Source organism: Kitasatospora sp. NPDC058218 (assembly GCF_042882445.1).
GTDB lineage: Bacteria > Actinomycetota > Actinomycetes > Streptomycetales > Streptomycetaceae > Kitasatospora.
On record NZ_JBHVWC010000074.1, the window covers coordinates 15839 to 36276 of the forward strand.

Genomic DNA, 20438 nt, shown 5'->3' on the forward strand with positions numbered 1-20438 from the left:
CCCATGTCAGTCGGTCCCCCACTTCGAGGACAGCGTGCGAAGCAGCGTGTTGATGCGGACGCGCGGCGCACTGTCGGTGGGCAGCGTCGCGATGGTTCCCGGCAGTTTGTTGAGTTCCTCCAGTACCAGGAGTGCGGTGGCGACGTCCTCGGGCACGTCGTCGTCGGTCGCCGGCATGACCAGCGACCGCAGGTGGACGGCCAGGCCCATGGGCGTCGGGTGGTCGAAGATCAGGCCCGCCGGCAGCCGCACCCCGGAGACGGCCGCCAGCTGGTTGCGCAGCCGCACCGAGCCGAGCGAGTCCATGCCCAACTCGACGAACGTGCGGTCCGGTTCGACCTTCTCCGGGTCGGTGTGCCCGAGCAGCGCGGCCGTCGCCGACCGCACCAGCTCGAAGACCACCCGGTCGCGCTGGTCCTGCGGGGTCCTGGCCAGCCGCTCGACGAGGGATTCCGTGCTCTCCTCGGGGACGGGGCCCGCCGCGCGCCGGACCGGCCGGCGGACGAGGCCGCCGAACAGCGGGTGCAACGGCTCGTGGCCGGACCGGGCCCGCAGCGCGGCCGTGTCCAGCAGGATCGGCAGCACGGCCGCGGCATCGGTCGCGCTCGCCAGGTCGAACAGCCGCAAGCCCTGCTCCGAGGAGAGCGGGAGCACGCCGGCGCGGGCGATCCGGGCCAGCTCGGCGGTGTCGAGGTGGCCGGTCATGCCGGTGGCCTCCGCCCACAGCCCCCAGGCCAGGGACCGCGCGGGCAGCCCCCGGGCCCGGCGGTGGTGGGCCAGGGCGTCCAGGTAGGCGTTGGCGGCCGCGTAGTTGCCCTGGCCGGGGTTGCCCAGGGTGCCGGCCGCGGCGGAGAACAGGACGAACGCGGTGAGGTCCAGATCGCGGGTCAGCTCGTGCAGGTGCCGGGCCCCGTCGACCTTCGGCCGGAGTACCCGGGCGAGCCGGTCCGGCGTCAGCGAGCCGATCAGGGCGTCGTCCAGCACGCCCGCCGCGTGGACGACCGCGCGGACCGGGTGCTCCGCCGCCACGGTGGCCAGCGCCCGCGCCACCTCCTCGCGCACCGCCACGTCACAGGCCAGCACCCGCACCTCGGCCGCCAGCTCCGGGGCCTCGCCGCCACTGCGGCTCAGCAGCAGCAGGTGCCGCACCCCGTGCACCTCGACCAGGTGCCGCGCCACCAACCGCCCCAGCACACCCGTACCACCGGTGATCACCACCGTGCCCTCGGGATCGAACACCGACCCCTCGGACCCGGCCTCCGCTCCCAGCCGCGCCAGTCGCGGCACCCGCAGCCCACCGCCGCGGACGGCGATCTGGGGCTCGCCGCCGGCCAGCGCCGCGGCGAGGACGTCCCTGGTCGGCGGTTCGGCGACGTCGACGAGCACGATCCGGTCCGGCTCCTCCGACTGCGCGGAGCGCACCAGGCCCCAGAGCGCCGCGCCCGCGAGGTCCGTCACGTCCTCCTCCGGGGACGCGGCGACCGCTCCCCGGGTGATCAGGACGAGCCTGGCTCCGGCGGTGCGGTCGTCGGCCAGCCACGACCGCACCAGCTCCAGCGCCCGCCCGGTGGCCGCGTGGACGTCGTCGTGCCGCGCCCAGGGGGCCAGCACGACGGCCGGGACGGCGGGAGCCGTACCCAGGGCCGTGACGTCCCGGTGGGCCGGGAGGTCCGCGAAGTCCCGCCCGAGGGCACCGACGTCGTCGCCGAGCAGCGCCCAGTCGCCCGGCGCGGCGGTGGCGGCGGAAGGTGCGGCCACCGGGACCCAGTCGAGCCGGAACAGGCCGTTGCGCCGCAGCGCTCCGCCGGTGTCCGGCCGGGCGTCGGGCAGCGGCCGCAGGGTGATCTCCTCGGCGGTCAGGACGGTGTCGCCCACCGCGTCCACCGCCAGCAGCGCGTAGGCGTCGGAGCCGGTGGGCGTCAGCCGCACGCGCAGGGCGGAAGCACCGACCGCATGGCAGGTCACCCCGCGCCACGACACCGGCGTCAGGACGCCGGAGCCGGCGTCCGTGAGCCGGACGGCCTGGAGCGCCGCCTCCAGCAGGACGGGGTGCGTCCCGAACCCGTCCACGGCGACGTCCTCGGGCAGCGCGACGTCCGCGAACACCTCGGCGCCCGAGCGCCACACCGACCGCAGGGCCTGGAACGCGGGCCCGTACCCCACCCCGAGGGCGGCGAACCGGTCGTACAGGTCGGCCGGTTCGACCTCCGGCGCGCCGGCCGACGGCCACGGCCGCGCCGGGGCGGGGCCACCGCGCGGCGCGGCCGCCAGCAGCCCCCGGGCGTGCAGCGTCCAGCCGGCGGTGTCCGCGTCCGGCCGCGCGTGCACGGTGACCGTGCGGGCGCCGGTGCCGTCCGGGCCGCCGACGGCGACCTGGAGGTGCACGGCGCCGTCGTCCGCCAGGACCAGCGGCGCCTCGACGGCGAACTCCCGCAGGTGGTCGGCGCCCACGTCGGCGCCGGCGCGCAGGGCCAGCTCGACGAAGGCGCCGTCCGGCAGCACCGTGTCGCCGTGGCGCTCGTGGTCGGCGAGCCACGGCGTGCTGTGCCGGGTGATCCGGCCGACGCACACGTACCCGTCCGTACCGGGGAGTTCCACGGCGGCGCCGAGGAACGGGTGGCCGGGGACGGCCAGGCCGAGTCCGTCGGGGGCGCCCGTGGGAAGCGCGGCGGCGCGCAGCCAGTACCGCTCGTGCTGGAAGGCGTAGGTCGGCAGGTCCGCCGGGCGGGCGCCGCTCTCCTCGAACACCTCCGGCCAGCGCACCGGCACGCCGTGCGTGAACGCCTCGGCGGCGGAGGTGAGCAGGCGGCGGGTGCCGCCGTCGTCCCGGCGCAGGGTGCCCAGGGCGACGGCGCCCCGCCCGGCGTCGTCGACGGTCTCCTGCACGCTGCCCGAGAGCACCGGGTGCGGGCCGACCTCGACGAAGCAGGTGGCGCCCGCGGCCAGCGCGGCCCGTACGGCCGTGTCGAAGCGGACCGTGCCCCGCAGGTTGCGGTACCAGTAGTCGGGCCCCCACTCCGTGGTGTCCATGGCCTCGCCGGTCACCGTGGAGTACACCGGGACGCTGGCGGCCCGGGGGCGGATGTCCCGCAGGGCGTCCAGCAGTTCGCCCCGGACCCGCTCGACCTCGGCCGAGTGGGAGGCGTAGTCCACCTCGATCCTGCGGGCCCGCACGCCCCGCCGGCCGGCCTCGGCGAGCAGTTCCTCCAGCGCCTGGCCCGGGCCCGACACGACCACCGTCGACGGGCCGTTGACCGCCGCCAGGGACAGCCGACCGGCCAGGCCCGCCAGCAGCGCCTCGGCGCCCTCGGCGGGCAGGGCCAGCGACACCATGCCACCGCTGCCGGCGAGCCGCAGGAGCGCGCGGCTGCGCAGCGCCACCACCCGGGCGGCGTCCTGCAGGGACAGCGCTCCCGCGACGCACGCGGCCGCGATCTCGCCCTGCGAATGGCCCACCACGGCGGCCGGTTCGACGCCGAGCGAGCGCCACACCTCGGCCAGCGAGACCATCACGGCGAACAGCGCGGGCTGCACCACGTCGACCCGGGTCAGCGCCTCCGCGTCCCCGAGCACATCGAGCAGCGACCACGCGACGTACGGGCTCAGCGCGGCCGCGCACTCCCGCATCCGGGCGGCGAAGACCGGCGACTCGGCCATCAACGCGTCGGCCATGCCGACCCATTGGGCCCCCTGGCCCGGGAAGACGAACACCACCCTCGGGTCGGTCGTGGCCCGACCGGCCACGGTCGGGCCCTCGGCCAGGCCGCGCAGCAGCTCCGCCCGGTCGGTGCCGAGCAGCACCGCACGGTGCTCCAGGGCCGCCCGGGCCGTCGCCAGGGTGTGGCCGATGTCCACGGCGCTCGGGGCGGGGATGGCCGGGTCGCCGTCCGCGGCGCCGTCCGTGAGGGCGGCCAGCAGCCGGCGGGCCTGGTCGCGCAACGCGCCCTCGGAGCGCGCCGAGAGCACCCAGGGCACGACCGGCAGGGTCCGGGGCCCGTCGCCGCCGGCTCCGTCGGACGCGGCCCCGGCCTCGGCCTCGACCGTCCGCTCCAGGATCACGTGGGCGTTCGTCCCGGTCACGCCGAACGCGGACACGCCCGCCCGGCGGGGCCGGCCCGTCTCGGGCCACGCGACCGCGTCGGCCAGCACCCGCACCGCTCCCGTCGACCAGTCGACATGGGTGGTCGGCTCGTCGACGTGCAGGGTGGCGGGCAGCACGCCGTGGCGCATCGCCTCCACCATCTTGATCACCCCGGCCACGCCGGCGGCGGCCTGGGTGTGGCCGATGTTGGACTTGACCGAGCCCAGCAGCAGCGGCCGCCGCGCGTCCCGGTCCTGCCCGTAGGTGGCCAGCAGCGCCTGCGCCTCGATCGGGTCACCGAGGGCGGTACCGGTACCGTGGGCCTCCACGGCGTCCACGTCCCGGCCGCGGAGCCCGGCCTCGGCCAGGGCGCTGCGCACGACCCGCTGCTGGGCGGGGCCGTTGGGGGCGGAGAAGCCGCTGCTCGCGCCGTCCTGGTTGACGGCGGAGCCCCGCACGACGGCGAGCACCCGGTGCCCGTTGCGGCGGGCGTCGGACAGCCGCTCCAGCAGGAGCATGCCGACGCCCTCGCCCCAGCCGGTGCCGTCCGCCCCGTCGGCGAACGGCTTGCAGCGGCCGTCCGGTGCCAGGGCGCGCTGGCGGCTGAACTCGACGAAGGCCGCCGGGGTCGCCATCACGGCGGCGCCGCCGGCCAGCGCGAGGGAGCACTCCGAGCGCAGCAGCGCCTTGCAGGCCAGGTGCAGCGACACCAGGGAGGAGGAGCAGGCGGTGTCGACGGTGATCGCGGGGCCTTCCAGCCCGAGGGTGTAGGCGATCCGGCCGGACACGGCGGCGGCGCTGTTGCCGGTGCCCACGTACCCGCCGAGGTCCTCGGCGGCGGCGTGCAGCAGCAGCGCGTAGTCCTGGCCGTTCGTGCCGACGAACACCCCGGTACGGCTGCCGCGCAGCGCGTCGGGGGCGATGCCGGCGCGTTCGACGGCCTCCCAGGAGGTCTCCAGCAGCAGCCGCTGCTGCGGGTCCATGGCCAGCGCCTCGCGGGGGCTGATCCGGAAGAACTCGGCGTCGAAGTCCCCGGCGCCGGTGAGGAATCCGCCCTCCCTGGTGTAGGAGGTGCCCGACCGCTCGGGGTCGGGGTCGTGCAGTGCGGCGAGGTCCCAGCCGCGGTCGTCCGGGAACCCGGAGATCGCGTCGCCGCCGTCGCGCACCAGACGCCACAGGTCGTCCGGGGTGCGCACCCCGCCGGGGAAGCGGCAGGCCATGCCCACGATCGCGATCGGCTCGTCCGCGGCCACGGCGTGCGCCGGGCCGTCGTCGGCCGGGTCGCCGTCCGGCCCGGTGTCACCCGCCAGCAGCGCCGTCAGGTGGTCCGCGAGCGCGGCGGGCGACGGGTAGTCGAAGACCAGCGTCGCCGGCAGGCGCAGTCCGGTGGCCGTCGTGAGCCGGTCGCGCAGTTCCAGCGCGGTCAGCGAGTCGAAGCCGAGGTCCTGGAAGGCCCGGTCGGCCGCCACGGCGTCGGTCTCGGTGTGGCCGAGCACTCCGCCCGCCTCGGCCCGGACCAGATCGAGCACGACCCGGCGCCGCTGCGCAGCCGCGAGCCCCGCGAGACCGGCGAGTTCGGCGACCGGCCCGCCCGGGGGCGGTGTCCCGGCGCCGGGACCGGCGAGCGCCTCGCGGGCGTCCGGCAGGTCCGCGAGGAGCGGGGCCGGGCGGAGCGCGGCGAACAGCGGGGCGAACCGGGACCAGTCGACGTCGGCGACGGTGACCGTCGTCTCCGCGTGCTCCACCGCCTGCGTCATGGCTTCGAGCGCGAGGGCCGGGTCCATCGGCAGGACGCCGCGCCTGGTCAGGCCGTCCGGGTCGGCCATGCCGTCGCCGTCCCACGCGCCCCAGGCGATCGAGGTCGCGGCGAGGCCGCGCGCCGCCCGGTCGCGGGCCAGGGCGTCCAGGTGGGCGTTGCCCGCCGCGTACGCGCCCTGCCCGCCGGCGCCCCAGGTGGCGGCGATCGAGGAGAACAGCACGAAGGCGTCGAGCGGCCGGTCGCCGAGCAGCGCGTCCAGGTGGGCGGCGCCCGCGACCTTCGCCGCGGTGACGGCGGCGTAGTGGGCCGGGTCGGTGTCGGCCGCGGCGCGCACCTCGCTGACGCCGGCCGTGTGCACCACCGCCGTGAGCGGGTGGGCCGCCGGCACGGCCGCGAGCACCTCGGCGAGCGCCTCGCGGTCGCGTACGTCGCAGCCGACGGTGGTCACCGCGGCGCCGAGGCCGGTGAGTTCGGCCGTGAGCGCCTCGGCCCCGGGTGCGTCCGGGCCGCGGCGGCTGAGCAGCAGGAGGTGCTCGGCGCCCCGTGCCGCGAGGTGGCGGGCGACCTGCCCGGCGAGGGCTCCGCTGCCGCCGGTGATCAGCACGGTGCCGCGCGGGGTCCACGGGCGGCGTTCGCCGTCCCGGGGCAGCGCGCGGAGCACCCGGCGGGCGGACACCGCGGCCGGCCGCAGTGCGACCTGGTCCTCGGCGCGGCTCGCGAGCACGCCGGCCAGGCGGGTGCGGGCGCGCTCGTCCAGCTCCTCCGGGAGGTCGACGAGCCCGCCCCAGCGGTCGGGATGCTCAAGGGCGAGCACCCGGCCCAGGCCCCACAGCTGGCTCTGGGCGGGGGTGACGGGCCCGTCCCCGGCGTGGGTGGACACGGCGCCCCGGGTCAGGCACCACAGCGGCGCCCGGAGCCGCGCCCCGGCGAGGGCGGCGAGCAGTGTCAGGGTCGCTTCGACGCCGGCCGGCACCTGCGGGTGTCCCGCCGACGGCCGGTCGTCGAGCGCGGTCAGGGAGACCACCCCGGCGACCGGGTCACCGTCCGCCGCCACCTCGCGCAGCCGGGCCGCGAGGTCGTCGAGCGGCAGGGTGCGGACCAGCGCGCCGTGGGCCGCCAGCGCCTCGGCGACCCCGGCCGCGACCGGTCCGTCCTCGGGGCCGACGACCAGCCAGGTCCCGGTCAGGACGGCCGGTGCCGGTTCGGGCAGCGGGCGCCAGGACTCCCGGTAGCGCAGGGCGTCGACCGCGTGGAGGTCCGTCCGGCGCCGGCGCCACGAGCCGAGCGCGGGGACGACCGGGGCGAGCGCGTCCGCGTCGACCAGCAGTGTCCCGGCGAGGGCTTCGACGTCGGAGCGCTCCACCGCCGCCCAGAACTCGCTGTCGGCCGCGTCGGCCCCGGGTGCGGGCGGCTCGGCCGGGTCCAGCCAGTACCGCCGGCGCTGGAACGGGTAGGTGGGCAGTTCCACGCGGCGCGCGCCGGTACCGGCGAACAGCGCCGTGTGGTCCGGCTCGGTGCCCCGGACGTACAGGGCGGCGAGGGCCGAGAGGACGGCGCCGACCTCGTCCCGGTCGGTGCGCAGGGTGGGCAGGACGGCGGCGTCGTCGGCGCGGTCCGCGAGGCAGTCCCGCGTCATCGGGGTCAGGACGCCGCCGGGCCCCAGTTCGAGGTAGGTCGTCACCCCGAGCCGGTCCAGGGTCCGCACGCCGTCGAGGTACCGCACGGTCGACCGGATGTGGTCGACCCAGTACTGCGTCGAGCAGGCCTGCTCGGCGGTGAGGGTCTCGCCGGTCACCGTGGACACCAGCGGGATCGTGGGCGGCGCGGGGCGCAGCCCCCGGACGACCTGCTCGAACTCCCGGAGCACCGGATCCATCAGCGGCGAGTGGAACGCGTGGCTGACGGCCAGCTTCCTGGTCTTGCGGCCCTGCTCGGCCCAGTGCCGGGCGAGCCGGTCGACGGTTTCGGCGTCGCCCGACAGGACGGTGGCGGACGGCCCGTTGACGGCGGCGATGCCGGCCAGGTGCTCCGACCCGGACAGCGAGGCCAGCACCTCCTCCGGTGTGGCCCGCACCGACACCATCGCCCCGCCGGCGGGGAGTCGCTGCATGAGGCGGGCACGCGCGGCGACCAGCGTGCAGGCGTCCTCCAGGGTGAACACGCCGGCGATGTGGGCCGCGGCGATCTCACCGACGGAGTGGCCGATCAGCCGGTCGGGCCTGATGCCCCAGTGCTCGAAGAGCCGGGCGAGCGCGACCTCCACGGCGAACAGGGCCGGCTGGGTCCAGCCGGTCTCGTCGAGCGAGGCGGCGCCGTCGAGGACGACCGCACGCAGCGGCGCCTCCAGGTGGGCGTCGAACCGCTCGCAGACCGCGTCGAAGGCCCGGGCGAAGGCCGGGTACGCGGCGTGGAGCGCTTGGCCCATGCCGGCGTACTGGGCGCCCTGTCCGGAGAACAGGTACGCGAGCCGGTTGTCGGGGACGACCGTCCCGGTGACGACGCCCGGTGCGCGGTCGCCGGTGGCGAGCGCGGTCAGGGCCGCGGCCGGTGCCCCGCCGTCCGGGGCGACGACGGCCGCCCGGTGCTCCAGGGCCGTGCGGGTGGTGGCCAGGGAGTAGGCGACGTCCACCGGGTCGTGCCCGGTGCCGGCCACCAGTTGGGCGGCGCGGGCCCGGAGCGCGGCGGGGCCGCGGGCCGAGAGGAACCAGGGGACGACGGGGCCGGGGCCGGTCCCGGGCCGGGGGTCCGCCGCCGGGTCGCTCGCGGCTTCGAGGATGACGTGGGCGTTGGTGCCGCTGACGCCGAAGGAGGAGACGCCCGCCCGGCGCGGTCGGCCCGCCTCGGGCCAGGCCGTCCGCTCGGTCAGCAGGCGCACCGCGCCGGCGGACCAGTCGATGTGGGGCGAGGGCTCGTCCACGTGGAGCGTGGCGGGCAGCACGCCGTGGCGCAACGCCATCACCATCTTGATGACGCCGGCGACACCGGCGGCGGCCTGGGTGTGGCCGAGGTTCGACTTCACCGAGCCCAGCCAGAGGGGTTGTTGCCGGTCCTGGCCGTAGGTGGCGAGCAGGGCCTGGGCCTCGATCGGGTCGCCCAGCGTGGTGCCGGTGCCATGGGCCTCGACGGCGTCGACCTCGGCGGCGGTCAGCCGGGCGTTCGCCAGTGCCTGGCGGATCACCCGCTGCTGGGACGGCCCGTTGGGCGCGGTCAGACCGTTGGAGGCGCCGTCCTGGTTCACCGCGCTGCCGCGCACCACGGCGAGCACCCGGTGCCCGTTGCGCCGGGCGTCGGACAGCCGCTCGACCAGCAGCATGCCCGCGCCCTCGGACCAGCCCGTGCCGTCCGCCGCGGCCGCGAACGCCTTGCAGCGCCCGTCGTGCGAGAGCCCGCCCTGACGGCTGAACTCCACGAACGCCGCCGGTGTCGACATCACCGTCACCCCGCCGACCAGCGCGAGCGAGCACTCGCCCGAGCGCAGCGACTGCGCCGCGAGATGCAGCGCCACCAGCGAGGACGAGCACGCCGTGTCCACCGTCACCGCCGGGCCCTCGAAGCCGAAGGTGTAGGAGAGCCGGCCGGAGGCGACGCTGCCCGCGCTGCCGTTGCCCAGGTAGCCCACCAGGTCGCCGGGGACGACGTCGTGCAGCCGGGCCGCGTAGTCGTGGTACATCACCCCGGCGAAGACGCCGGTGTCGCTGCCGCGCAGCGTGGCCGGGTCGATCCCGGCCCGCTCGACGGCCTCCCAGGAGGTCTCCAGCAGCAGCCGCTGCTGCGGGTCCATCGCCAGCGCCTCACGCGGCGAGATGCCGAAGAACTCCGCGTCGAAGTCGGCGACGTCGTACAGGAATCCGCCTTCGCGCGCGGCGGACCTGACGCTCTGGCGGGTGTCGAAGAGGCGGTTCAGGTCCCAGCCGCGGTCGGTCGGGAAGGCGGAGACGACGTCGAGACCGCCGGACACCACGCGCCACAGGTCCTCGGGGGACCGCACGCCGCCCGGGTAGCGGCAGCTCATGCCCACGATCGCGAGGGGTTCGTCGGCCGCCGCGCGGGGCGCGGTGATCGCCGGCCGGGCCGCCGCGGACCGGTCGCCGAGGAGCCTCGTCAGCAGGAAGTCGGTGAGGGCCGCCACGTTCGGGTAGTCGAAGACCAGCGTGGCGGGGAGCTTGAGGCCGGTGGCCGCGCCGAGCCGGTTGCGCAGTTCGACGGCGGACAGTGAGCTGAACCCCAGGTCCTTGAAGGCCCGTTCGGCGGAGACCTCGCCCCCGGCGCCTTGGCCGAGGACGATGCCCGTGTGGGCGCGCACCAGGTCCAGGACGGTCTCGTGGCGGTCCCGCTCGCCCAGGCCGGCGAGCCGGCCCCGCAGCGTCTCGCCGCCCTCGGCCGCGGTGTCGGCCGTCCGGCGCTGCGGGGTGCGGACCAGTCCGCGCAGCAGCGGTGGTACGGCCTGGGCGCGGCCGCCGAGCCCGGCGGCCGTGAAGGCGACCGGCAGGACGAGCGGCTCGTCGCGCCGCAGCGCCTCGTCGAACATCGCCAGGCCCTCGGCCGCGGACAGCGGGCGGATGCCGCTGCGGGAGACGCGGTCGAGGTCGTGGCCGTCGAGCCGCCCGGTGAGGGCGGAGCGGTCCGCCCACAGGCCCCAGGCCAGCGCGTGCGCCGGCAGGCCCCGGGCCCGGCGGTGCGCGGCGAGGGTGTCCAGGAAGACGTTGCCCGCCGCGTAGTTGCCCTGGCCGGCGCTGCCCAGGGTGCCGGCCGCCGAGGAGAACAGGACGAACGCGGTGAGGTCCAGATCGCGGGTCAGCTCGTGCAGGTGCCAGGCCGCGTCGACCTTGGGGCGCAGCACCTCGGCCACCCGCTGCGGGGTGAGGGAGCCGATCAGGGCGTCGTCGAGCACGCCGGCCGCGTGGACGACCGCGCGGACCGGGTGCTCCGCCGCCACGGTGGCCAGCGCCCGCGCCACCTCCTCGCGCACCGCCACGTCACAGGCCAGCACCCGCACCTCGGCCGCCAGCTCCGGGGCCTCGCCGCCACTGCGGCTCAGCAGCAGCAGGTGCCGCACCCCGTGCACCTCGACCAGGTGCCGCGCCACCAACCGCCCCAGCACACCCGTACCACCGGTGATCACCACCGTGCCCTCGGGATCGAACACCGACCCCTCGGACCCGGCCTCCGCTCCCAGCCGCGCCAGTCGCGGCACCCGCAGCCCACCGCCGTGCCAGCGCAGTTGCGGTTCGTCGCCGGCCGCGGCGAGGGCGAGCGCCTCGTGCGGTACGGCGGATCCGTCGGTGTCGAGGAGGCCGAACACGCCGGGGTGCTCCGACTGGGCGGAGCGCACCAGCCCCCAGGCGGTGGCGCCCGCCGGGCCGGTGGGCGACTCGCCGACGGCGCCCCGGGTCACCAGTACCAGCCGGCTGTCGGCGAGCCGGTCGTCGGCGAGCCAGCCGTGCAGCAGCTCCAGGGTGGTCCGCGCGATCGTGTGGGCGGCCCGGACGACGTCCTCGCCCGGCGCCGGCGCCGGGAGCGCGGCGAACACGGCGTCGGGGCGGTCCGCGCCCGCGTCGAGGGCGGCGAGCAGCGCCGCCAGGTCGGCGTGGTGCTCGCCGTCCGGGTCGAGTCGCAGGCCCGGGTCGCCGAGCTCGGCCGTCCGGACGGCGCCCGTCGTGGCCGGGGCGGGTGCCTCGGCCCAGTCGAGGCCGTGCAGCGGGCTCCGGGTGACGGGCTGCGCCGCGGTCAGCGGCCGGACCGCCAGGGCGCCGACGGTGGCGACGGGCTCCCCCGTCTCGTCGGTGACCAGCAGCGCCACGGTGTCCGCCCCGGTCGGGGAGAGCCGGACCCGCACGGCGGCGGCGCCGGTGGCGTGCAGGGTGACGTCCGTCCAGGAGAACGGCAGCCGCGGCGCCGCGTCCCCGGTCCGTCCGGTGTCGACGGCGAGCGCGTGCAGGGCCGCGTCGAGGAGCGCGGGGTGCAGGCCGAACCGGCCTGCCGCGGTGCGCTGTTCCTCGGGCAGTCGGACCTCGGCGAGGACGTCGGGGCCGTCCAGCCAGGCGGCGCGCAGCCCCTGGAAGGCCGGGCCGTAGCCCAGCCCGGACTGCGCGAAGCGCGGGTAGAAGCCGTCCAGGGGCACCGGGACGGCGCCGGGCGGCGGCCACGCGGCCGGGGTGTCCGGGAGCTGTCCGCGCGCGGGCTGCGGCTGCTCGGGGCCGAGCACGCCGGTGGCGTGCCTGGTCCAGTCCGCGCCGTCCGGGCGGGCGTGGACGGTGAGTTCGCGGCGGCCCTGCGGGTCCGCGGCGGCGACGGTCACCTGGAGGTGGACGTCCCGGTGCGGCGGTACCACGAGCGGGGCGTGGAGCGTGAGTTCCTCGATCTGCGGGCAGCCCACCTCGTCGCCGGCGCGGATCGCCAGGTCGACGTAGGCGGTGCCGGGCAGCACGACGGTGTCCTGCACGCGGTGGTCGGCCAGCCACGGATGGGTCCGGGTGGACAGCCGCCCGGTGAGCAGGCAGGTGTCGGACCCGGCCGGTGTGACGACGGCGCCGAGCAGCGGGTGCCCGGCGTCGGCCAGGCCGAGGCCGGAGGCGTCGCCCGCGCGGGCCAGGTAGTCGTCGGGCCAGAACCGGCGCCGCTGGAACGCGTACGTCGGCAGGTCGACCGGGCGGGCGGCGGGGAACACCGGCCGCCAGTCCACCGCGACGCCGCGGACGTGGGCCTCGGCCAGGGCCGTCAGGAAGCGGTCCGGGCCGCCCTCGTCCCGGTGCAGGGTGCCGAGCGCGGAGACCGTCCGCTCCAGTGCGTCGGCGGTCTCCTGCACGGCGGGGGTGAGCACGGGGTGCGGGCTGACCTCGACGAACACGGTGTGCCCGTGCTCGACGGCCTGCCTGGTCACCCGCTCGAAGTCGACGGTGCGGCGCAGGTTCTCGTACCAGTAGGCGGCGTCCAGCCGGGCCGTGTCCAGCAGTTCGCCGGTCACGGAGGAGTAGAACGGCGTGCGGCCGGAGCGCGGCCGGATCGGGGCGAGGGCCTCGGCGAGCCGCTCCCGGATCTCCTCGACCTGCGGGGAGTGCGAGGCGTAGTCGACGTCGATCCGCTTCGCCCGTACGCCGTCGGCGAGGCAGGCCGCCAGGAACGCCTCCAGGGCGGTGCTCTCGCCGGACACCACCACGGCGGTCGGGCCGTTGACGGCGGCGACCGCCAGCTGTCCGTCCCAGGTCCGGAGCCGTTCGGTGACCCGCTCGGGGGCTTCGGGCACCCAGACCATGCCGCCCCGGCCCGACAGCGCGGTCAGGGCCTGGCTGCGCAGGGTCACCACGCGCGCGGCGTCGGAGAGCGAGAGTCCGCCCGCGACGTGGGCGGCGGCGATCTCACCCTGGCTGTGTCCGAGGACGGCGTCCGGTTCGACGCCGTGCGCCCGCCACAGTTCGGCGAGCGAGACCATGACCGCGAACAGCACCGGCTGGACCACGTCGACGCGGTCCAGGCCGGGGGCGTCCGGCTCGCCCCGGACGACGTCCAGGAGCGACCAGTCGACGAAGGGTTCGATCGCGGCCGCGCAGGCGCCCATCCGCTCGGCGAACACCGGTGCGGAGTCCAGGAGTTCCCGCGCCATGCCGATCCACTGCGACCCCTGGCCGGGGAAGACGAACGCGATCTGCGGGTCGGTGGCGACCGTGCCGAGGACGGTGCCCGCGGCCGGTCGGTCCTCGGCCAGTGCCCGCAGGAGCTCCGGCAGGTCCGCGACGTCCCGCGGGACGAGGACGGCGCGGTGGCGCAATGCCGACCGGGTGGTGGCGAGGGAGTACGCCAGGTCGGCGGTGGGGGCCGTCCCACCGTCGAACCGGGCCAGCAGCCGGGCGGCCTGCTCGCGCAGCGCCCGGTCGGTGGCGGCGGAGAGCACCCAGGGCAGCACCGGCCCGGGGCCGGCGGCGGCCTCGGGCGCGGTCTCCTCCGGTGCTTCGACCGCGGCTTCGAGGATGACGTGGGCGTTGGTGCCGCTGACGCCGAAGGAGGAGACGCCCGCCCGGCGCGGACGCTCCGCCTCGGGCCAGGCCGTCCGCTCGGTCAGCAGGCGCACCGCACCGGCGGACCAGTCGATGTGGGGCGAGGGCTCGTCCACGTGCAGCGTGGCGGGCAGCACGCCGTGACGCAGCGCCATCACCATCTTGATGACGCCGGCGACACCGGCGGCGGCCTGGGTGTGGCCGAGGTTCGACTTCACCGAGCCCAGCCACAGGGGCTGGTCCCGGTCCTGGCCGTAGGTGGCGAGCAGGGCCTGGGCCTCGATCGGGTCGCCCAGCGTGGTGCCCGTGCCGTGCGCCTCGACGGCGTCGACCTCGGCGGCGGTCAGCCGGGCGTTCGCGAGCGCCTGGCGGATCACCCTCTGCTGCGACGGGCCGTTGGGCGCGGTCAGACCGTTGGAGGCGCCGTCCTGGTTCACCGCGCTGCCGCGCACCACGGCGAGCACCCGGTGCCCGTTGCGCCGGGCGTCGGACAGCCGCTCGACCAGCAGCATGCCGACGCCCTCGGACCAGCCCGTGCCGTCCGCCGCGGCCGCGAACGCCTTGCAGCGCCCGTCGTGCGAGAGCCCGCCCTGACGGCTGAACTCCACGAACTGCATGGGCGTCGACATCACCGTCGCACCGCCGACCAGCGCCAGCGAGCTCTCGCCCGAGCGCAGCGACTGCACGGCCAGGTGCAGCGCCACCAGCGAGGCCGAGCACGCCGTGTCCACCGTGACCGCCGGGCCTTCGAGACCGAAGGTGTAGGAGAGGCGGCCCGAGAAGACGGCGCCGCCGTTGCCGGTGCCGACGAAGCCCTCCAGCTCCTCCGGGAGGTCCTGCAGGAGCAGGGCGTAGTCCTGCCCGTTGGTGCCGGCGAAGACGCCGGTGTCGCTGCCGCGCAGCGTGGCCGGGTCGATCCCGGCCCGTTCGAAGGCCTCCCAGGAGGTCTCCAGCAGCAGCCGCTGCTGCGGGTCCATCGCCAGCGCCTCGCGCGGGGAGATCCCGAAGAACTCCGCGTCGAAGTCGGCGGCGTCGGACAGGAATCCGCCGTTGCCGACGCTCGACCGGCCGTCGCCGAGCAGTTGTTCGAGGTCCCAGCCGCGGTCGGCGGGGAAGGCGCCGATGCCCTCGCCGCCCTCCGCGACGAGCCGCCAGAGGTCCTCCGGCGAGCGCACCCCGCCGGGGAAGCGGCAGGCCATCCCCACGATCGCGATCGGCTCGTCCGACGCCCCGGTCCGCGCGACCGCGGCCGGTACCGCCCGCCGCGGCTGCGCGCCCGCCGCGGCGGCCAGCTCCTCGTCGAGGAACCGGGCCAGCTCGGCCGGGGTCGGGCAGTCGAACACGAGCGTGGCCGGCAGCCGGAGCCCGGTCGCGTGGGTGAGCCGGTTGCGCAGTTCCACCGCGGTCAGGGAGTCGATGCCCAGCTCGCTGAAGAGGCGGTCGGCTCCGGCCGGTTCGGCGGAGGTGTGGCCGAGCACCGCGGCGGCGTGCGTGCGGACCAGGTTCAGCAGTGTCCTGGCGCGCTCCGCGTCCGACAGCGCGGCCACGTCCAGCAGTGCCCCGGCGTCCTGGCGGCCGTCGGCGGCCGCGCCGCGCGCGAGGGGCGGGACCAGGCCGTGCAGCAGGGGCGGCACGGTGCCGGACGCCGCCCGCGCCCGCCAGGCCTCCAGGTCCACCGGTGCGGCCACCACGACGGGGCGGTCGACGTCGAGCACCGCGTCGAACAGGGCGAGGCCCTGCTCGGTGGGCATCGGGATGATGCCCGCGCTCCTGGCCCGCGTGTGGTGGGCCTCGCCGAGCTGCTCGGTCATGCCGCTGCGCTCTTCCCACAGCCCCCACTGCACGGAGACCATCGGCAGGCCCTGCGCCCGGCGGTGGGCGGCGAACGCGTCGAGGAAGGTGTTCGCCGCCGCGTAGTTGCCCTGGCCTCCGGCGCCGATGGTGGCGGCGGCCGAGGAGAACACCACGAAGGCGGCGAGGTCGAGGTCGCGGGTGAGGTCGTCGAGGTGGAGCACCGCGTCGACCTTGGGCCGCAGCACCCGGTCCACCTGCTCCTCGGTGAGCGAGCCGATCAGCCCGTCCTGCACGACACCGGCGCTGTGCACCACGGCCGTGAGCGGGTGCGCGGCCGGGACGGCGGCCAGGCAGGCCGCCAACTGCTCGCGGTCGCCCACGTCGCAGGCGGCGAGGGTCGCCTCGGCGCCCAGCTCGGCCAGTTCGGCGCGCAGCTCCTCGGCGCCGTCGGCGGCCGCCCCCCGCCGGCTGAGCAGCAGCAGGTGCCGCACGCCGTGCCGCTGCGCCAGGTGGCGGGCGACGAGCCGGCCGACGCCGCTGGTGGCGCCGGTGACCAGGACGGTCCCCTCGGGGTCGAAGTGCCGCTCGGCGGGCTCGGCGGGCTCGGCGGGCTGCTGGAGCCGGGCCAGCCGCGGTGCGTGGGGGGTGCCCGCGCGCAGCGCCAGCTGCGGCTCGCCGCCGGCGAGCGCCGGGACGACCGAGCGGTACGAGGCGACCGTGCCGTCCACGTCGAGCAGCAGGAAGCGGTCGGGGTGCTCGGACTGGGCGGAGCGGACGAGCCCCCAGACCGGGGCGGTGGCCAGGTCGTCCGGCCGGGCGTCCGGCACCGTGGTCACGGCGCCTTCGGTCACCACCACGAGGCGGGAGGCCGCGAAGGCCTCGTCGGCGAGCCACTCCCGGGCCAGCGCGAGGACGCCCCGCAGCGCGGCGCGCACCTCCTCGCCGAGGGCACCGGGGCCGCCGGGCGGCACCGGCGCGAGGACGACGGCGGGCGCCGGCGCGCCGGCCCGCACGGCCAGGGACAGTGCCGCGAGGTCGGCGTACGGCGTCGCGTCGGCGAACCGGGCGGCGGCCTCGGCGTCGCCGAGCACCGCCCACCCCTCGGCGGGGGCGTCCCCGTGGGCGAGGGTCACCTCGTCCCAGGCGATCCGGAACAGGGCGTCGCCGTGCCGCCCGCGCACCGCCGTCTCGTGGAAGGTCACCGCGGCGGCCCGGGCGAGGGTGCGGCCGTCCTCGTCGACCAGGACGAGGGACACCGTGCGCTCGCCGGTCAGGGTGAGCTCGGCCCGCGCCGCGGCGGCGCCGGCCGCGTGCAGTTCGACCCCGGACCAGCGGGTGGGCAGCCACCGGAGCCGGTGGTCGGTCACCGGCGGCAGCAGGACCCCGGCCGCCTCGGCGACGGCGGCCAGGAGGGCGGGGTGCAGGCCGAAGCGGTCGGCGCCGGCCGACGCGTCGGCGGGCGCCCCCAGTTCGGCGTACACGGTGTCGCCGCCGCGCCACGCGGCGAGCAGCTCCGCGCCGCCGGAGGCGGGGTGCCCGGCGCGCAGTGCGGCGAGGTCGATCGCCTCGGCGCCCTCGCCCGGGCGGCCGCGATCGGTCGCGGTGGGCGGCGTCGGGCCGCCGCGCTCCAGGACGCCGGTGGCGTGCCTGGTCCACGGGGCGTCGTCGTGGTTCTCGCGCGCGTGGACGGTGAGGGCGCGGCCGCCGGCGTCGTCCGGCGCGCCCACCCGGACCTGGACCACGACGCCGCCGCGTTCCGGCAGGGTCAGCGGCTCGTCCACGGTGAGCTCGGCGACGCGGCCGCAGCCGACCTGGCTCCCCGCGTGCAGCGCCAGCTCCAGCAGGGCGGCGGCGAGGCGGGGCACGCCGTCGGCGGGTGCGGCGAGCCAGGGGTGGCTCTGCCGGGACAGCAGGCCGGTCAGCAGCAGGCCGTCGCCGTCCGCGAGCGAGACGGCCGCGCCGAGCAGCGGGTGGTTCGCCGTGCCGATGCCGACCCGGGTGACGTCGCCGGTGGCGGAGAACGGGTTCTTCAGCCAGTGGCGCTCGCGCTGGAACGCGTACGTCGGCAGCTCGGCCGGGGCGGCCCCGCTGCCGGCGAACACCGCCGGCCAGTCGACGGAGGTGCCGTTGGCGTGGGCGCCGGCCAGCGCGGTCAGGGTGGTGGAGACCTCCTCCTTGCCGTGGCGCAGCGCGGGCGTCAGGAGCACGTCGGTGCGGTCCGCGGGCACGCTGTCGCGGCCGAGCCCGGTGAGCACACCGCCCGGGCCCAGTTCGAGGAACGTGGTCACCCCGCGGGCGAGCAGGTCCGCCATCCCGTCGTGGAAGCGGACCGGTTCGCGGACGTGGCGCACCCAGTACCCGGGCATCGCGATCTCGTCGGCCGCGGCGACCCGTCCGGTGACGTTGGAGACGACCGGGATCCGCGGCGGGTGGAACGTCAGCCGCTCCACGACGGCGCGGAACTGGCCCAGCATCGGCTCCATGGACGGCGAGTGGAACGCGTGGCTCGTGGTGAGCCGCTTGGACCGGCGCTCCCCCAGGGCCGCCCGCACCGCCGACAGCACGGCCGACACCGCGTCCTCGTCGCCCGAGAGGACCACGGAGGCGGGGCCGTTGACCGCCGCGACGGCGACCCGGTCGGTGAGCAGCGGTGCCACCTCCGCCTCGGAGGCGGCCACGGACACCATGACGCCCGGCGCCATCGCCTGCATGAGCCGGCCGCGGGCCGTGACGAGGGCGCAGGCGTCCTCCAGGGACAGCACGCCGGCCAGGTGCGCGGCGGCGACCTCGCCGACGGAGTGCCCGAGGAGGTAGTCCGGCCGCACGCCCCAGCTCTGCCAGAGCCGGAACTGCGCCACTTCGAGGGCGAACAGGGCGGGTTGCGCGTAGCGGGTGGCGTCCAGCAGCCCCTCGTCGCCGAACATCACGTCGCGCACCGGCCGCCCCAGGAGCGGGTCGAGGACCGCGCCGACGGCGTCCAGGGCGGCGGCGAACTCCGGTACTCGGTCGTGGAGTTCGCGCCCCATGCCGGTCCGCTGCGCGCCCTGGCCGCCGAACAGGAAGGCGGTCCGCCCGCCCTTGACCCGGGCCGTGCCGCCGAGCAGGTGCGGGGAGGCCGCGCCCCGGGCCAGCGCGCCGAGGCCGTGCAGCGCGCCCTCGCGGTCGGCGGCGACGACGGCGGCCCGGAAGGGCAGTGCGGCGCGGCCGGTGGCCAGCGCGTGGGCGAGGTCCAGGAGGTCGGCCTGCGGGTGCTCGTCCAGGTGGGCCAGGAGCCGGCCGGCCTGCGCGCGCAGCGCCTGCGGGGTGTGGCCGGACACCGGCAGCGGCAGGGTGCCGTGGGTGAGCGGCCCCGCGGCCGCGGCGGCGGGCGCCGGCTCGGCGGCGGGCGGCTGCTCGGCGGCGGGCGGCTGCTCGGCGGCGGGCGGCTGCTCCACGATCACGTGCGCGTTGGTGCCGCTGACCCCGAACGAGGAGACGCCGACCCGGCGGGGGCGGTCCGTGACGGGCCACTGCGTCGGCTCGGTCGGCAGCCGGACGGATCCGGCGGACCAGTCGACGTGGGTGGTCGGCCGGTCGACGTTGAGGGTGGGCGGCATCACCGCGTGCTGGACCGCCAGGATCGCCTTGATGACGCCGGCGACGCCCGCGGCGGCCTGGGTGTGGCCGAGGTTGGACTTGACCGAGCCCAGGAGCAGCGGCCGCTGCGCCGTGTGGTGGCGGCCGTAGGTGGCGAGGACGGCGTTGGCCTCGATCGGGTCGCCCAGGGTGGTGCCGGTGCCGTGCGCCTCGACGGCGTCGACCTCGTCGGGGGTGAGCCCGGCGTTGTCGAGGGCTTCGAGGATCACGCGTTCCTGCGAGGGGCCGTTCGGCGCGGTCAGGCCGTTGCTGGCGCCGTCCTGGTTCACGGCGCTGCCGCGCACCACCGCCAGCACCCGGTGGCCGTTGGCCACCGCGTCCGACAGCCGCTCCAGCAGGAGCAGGCCGACGCCCTCGCCCCAGCCGGTGCCGTCCGCCGCGTCCGCGAAGGGCTTGCACAGCCCGTCCGGCGCCATGCCGCGCTGCCGGCTGAACTCGATGAAGGCGCCCGGTGTCGACATCACCGTCGCGCCGCCGGCGAGGGCGAGGGAGCACTCCCCCTGCCGCAGCGACTGCACGGCCAGGTGGAGCGCCACCAGCGAGGCCGAGCAGGCGGTGTCGACGGTGACCGCCGGGCCCTCCAGGCCGAGCGTGTACGACAGCCGGCCGGAGAGCACGCTGGCGGTGTTGCCGGTGAGGCGGTGGCCCTCCAGCGCCTCGGACTCCAGCGAGGTCATCAGCAGGCGTACGTAGTCCTGCCCGTTGGTGCCGGCGAAGACGCCGGTCCGGCTGCCGCGCAGGGTCGCGGGGTCGATGCCGGCCCGTTCCAGGGTCTCCCAGGCGACCTCCAGCAGGTGGCGTTGCTGCGGGTCCATCGCCAGCGCCTCGCGCGGCGAGATCCCGAAGAACTCGGCGTCGAAGTCGGCGGCGTCGGCGAGGAAGGCGCCGCGGCGGGTGTAGCTGGTTCCCCGCCGGTCCGGGTCCGGGTCGAACAGCGTCTCCAGGTCCCAGCCGCGGTCGGCGGGGAAATCGGCCACGGCGTTCCCGCCGGACACGAGCAGCCGCCAGAGGTCCTCCGGCGACGAAACGCCGCCGGGGAATCGGCAGCCGATGCCGACGACGGCTATCGGCTCACGCCGTTCCTCCTGCATTTCCCGCAATTGCCTGCGGGTGTCCTGCAGATCGTTGGTGACGCGCTTGAGGTAATAGCTGAGTTTCTCTTTGTCCGCCATGCTGG

1 protein-coding gene is annotated in these 20438 nt (G+C 77.0%); it reads right to left on the reverse strand.

Going from position 1 to position 20438, the window contains the following annotated elements; translation table 11 throughout:
• Positions 1-6: 6 nt before the first annotated feature.
• On the reverse strand, positions 7-20433 hold the full coding sequence (locus ACFVYI_RS35790; protein ID WP_387893368.1) for a type I polyketide synthase: 20427 nt from the start codon (positions 20431-20433) through the stop codon (positions 7-9).
• Between the last annotated feature and the right edge of the window lie 5 nt (positions 20434-20438).

What these genes read in the sequence shown, in the direction of transcription:
- ACFVYI_RS35790 (WP_387893368.1), bottom strand. Translation starts at nt 20,433, where the DNA reads ATGGCGGACAAAGAGAAACTCAGCTATTACCTCAAGCGCGTCACCAAC.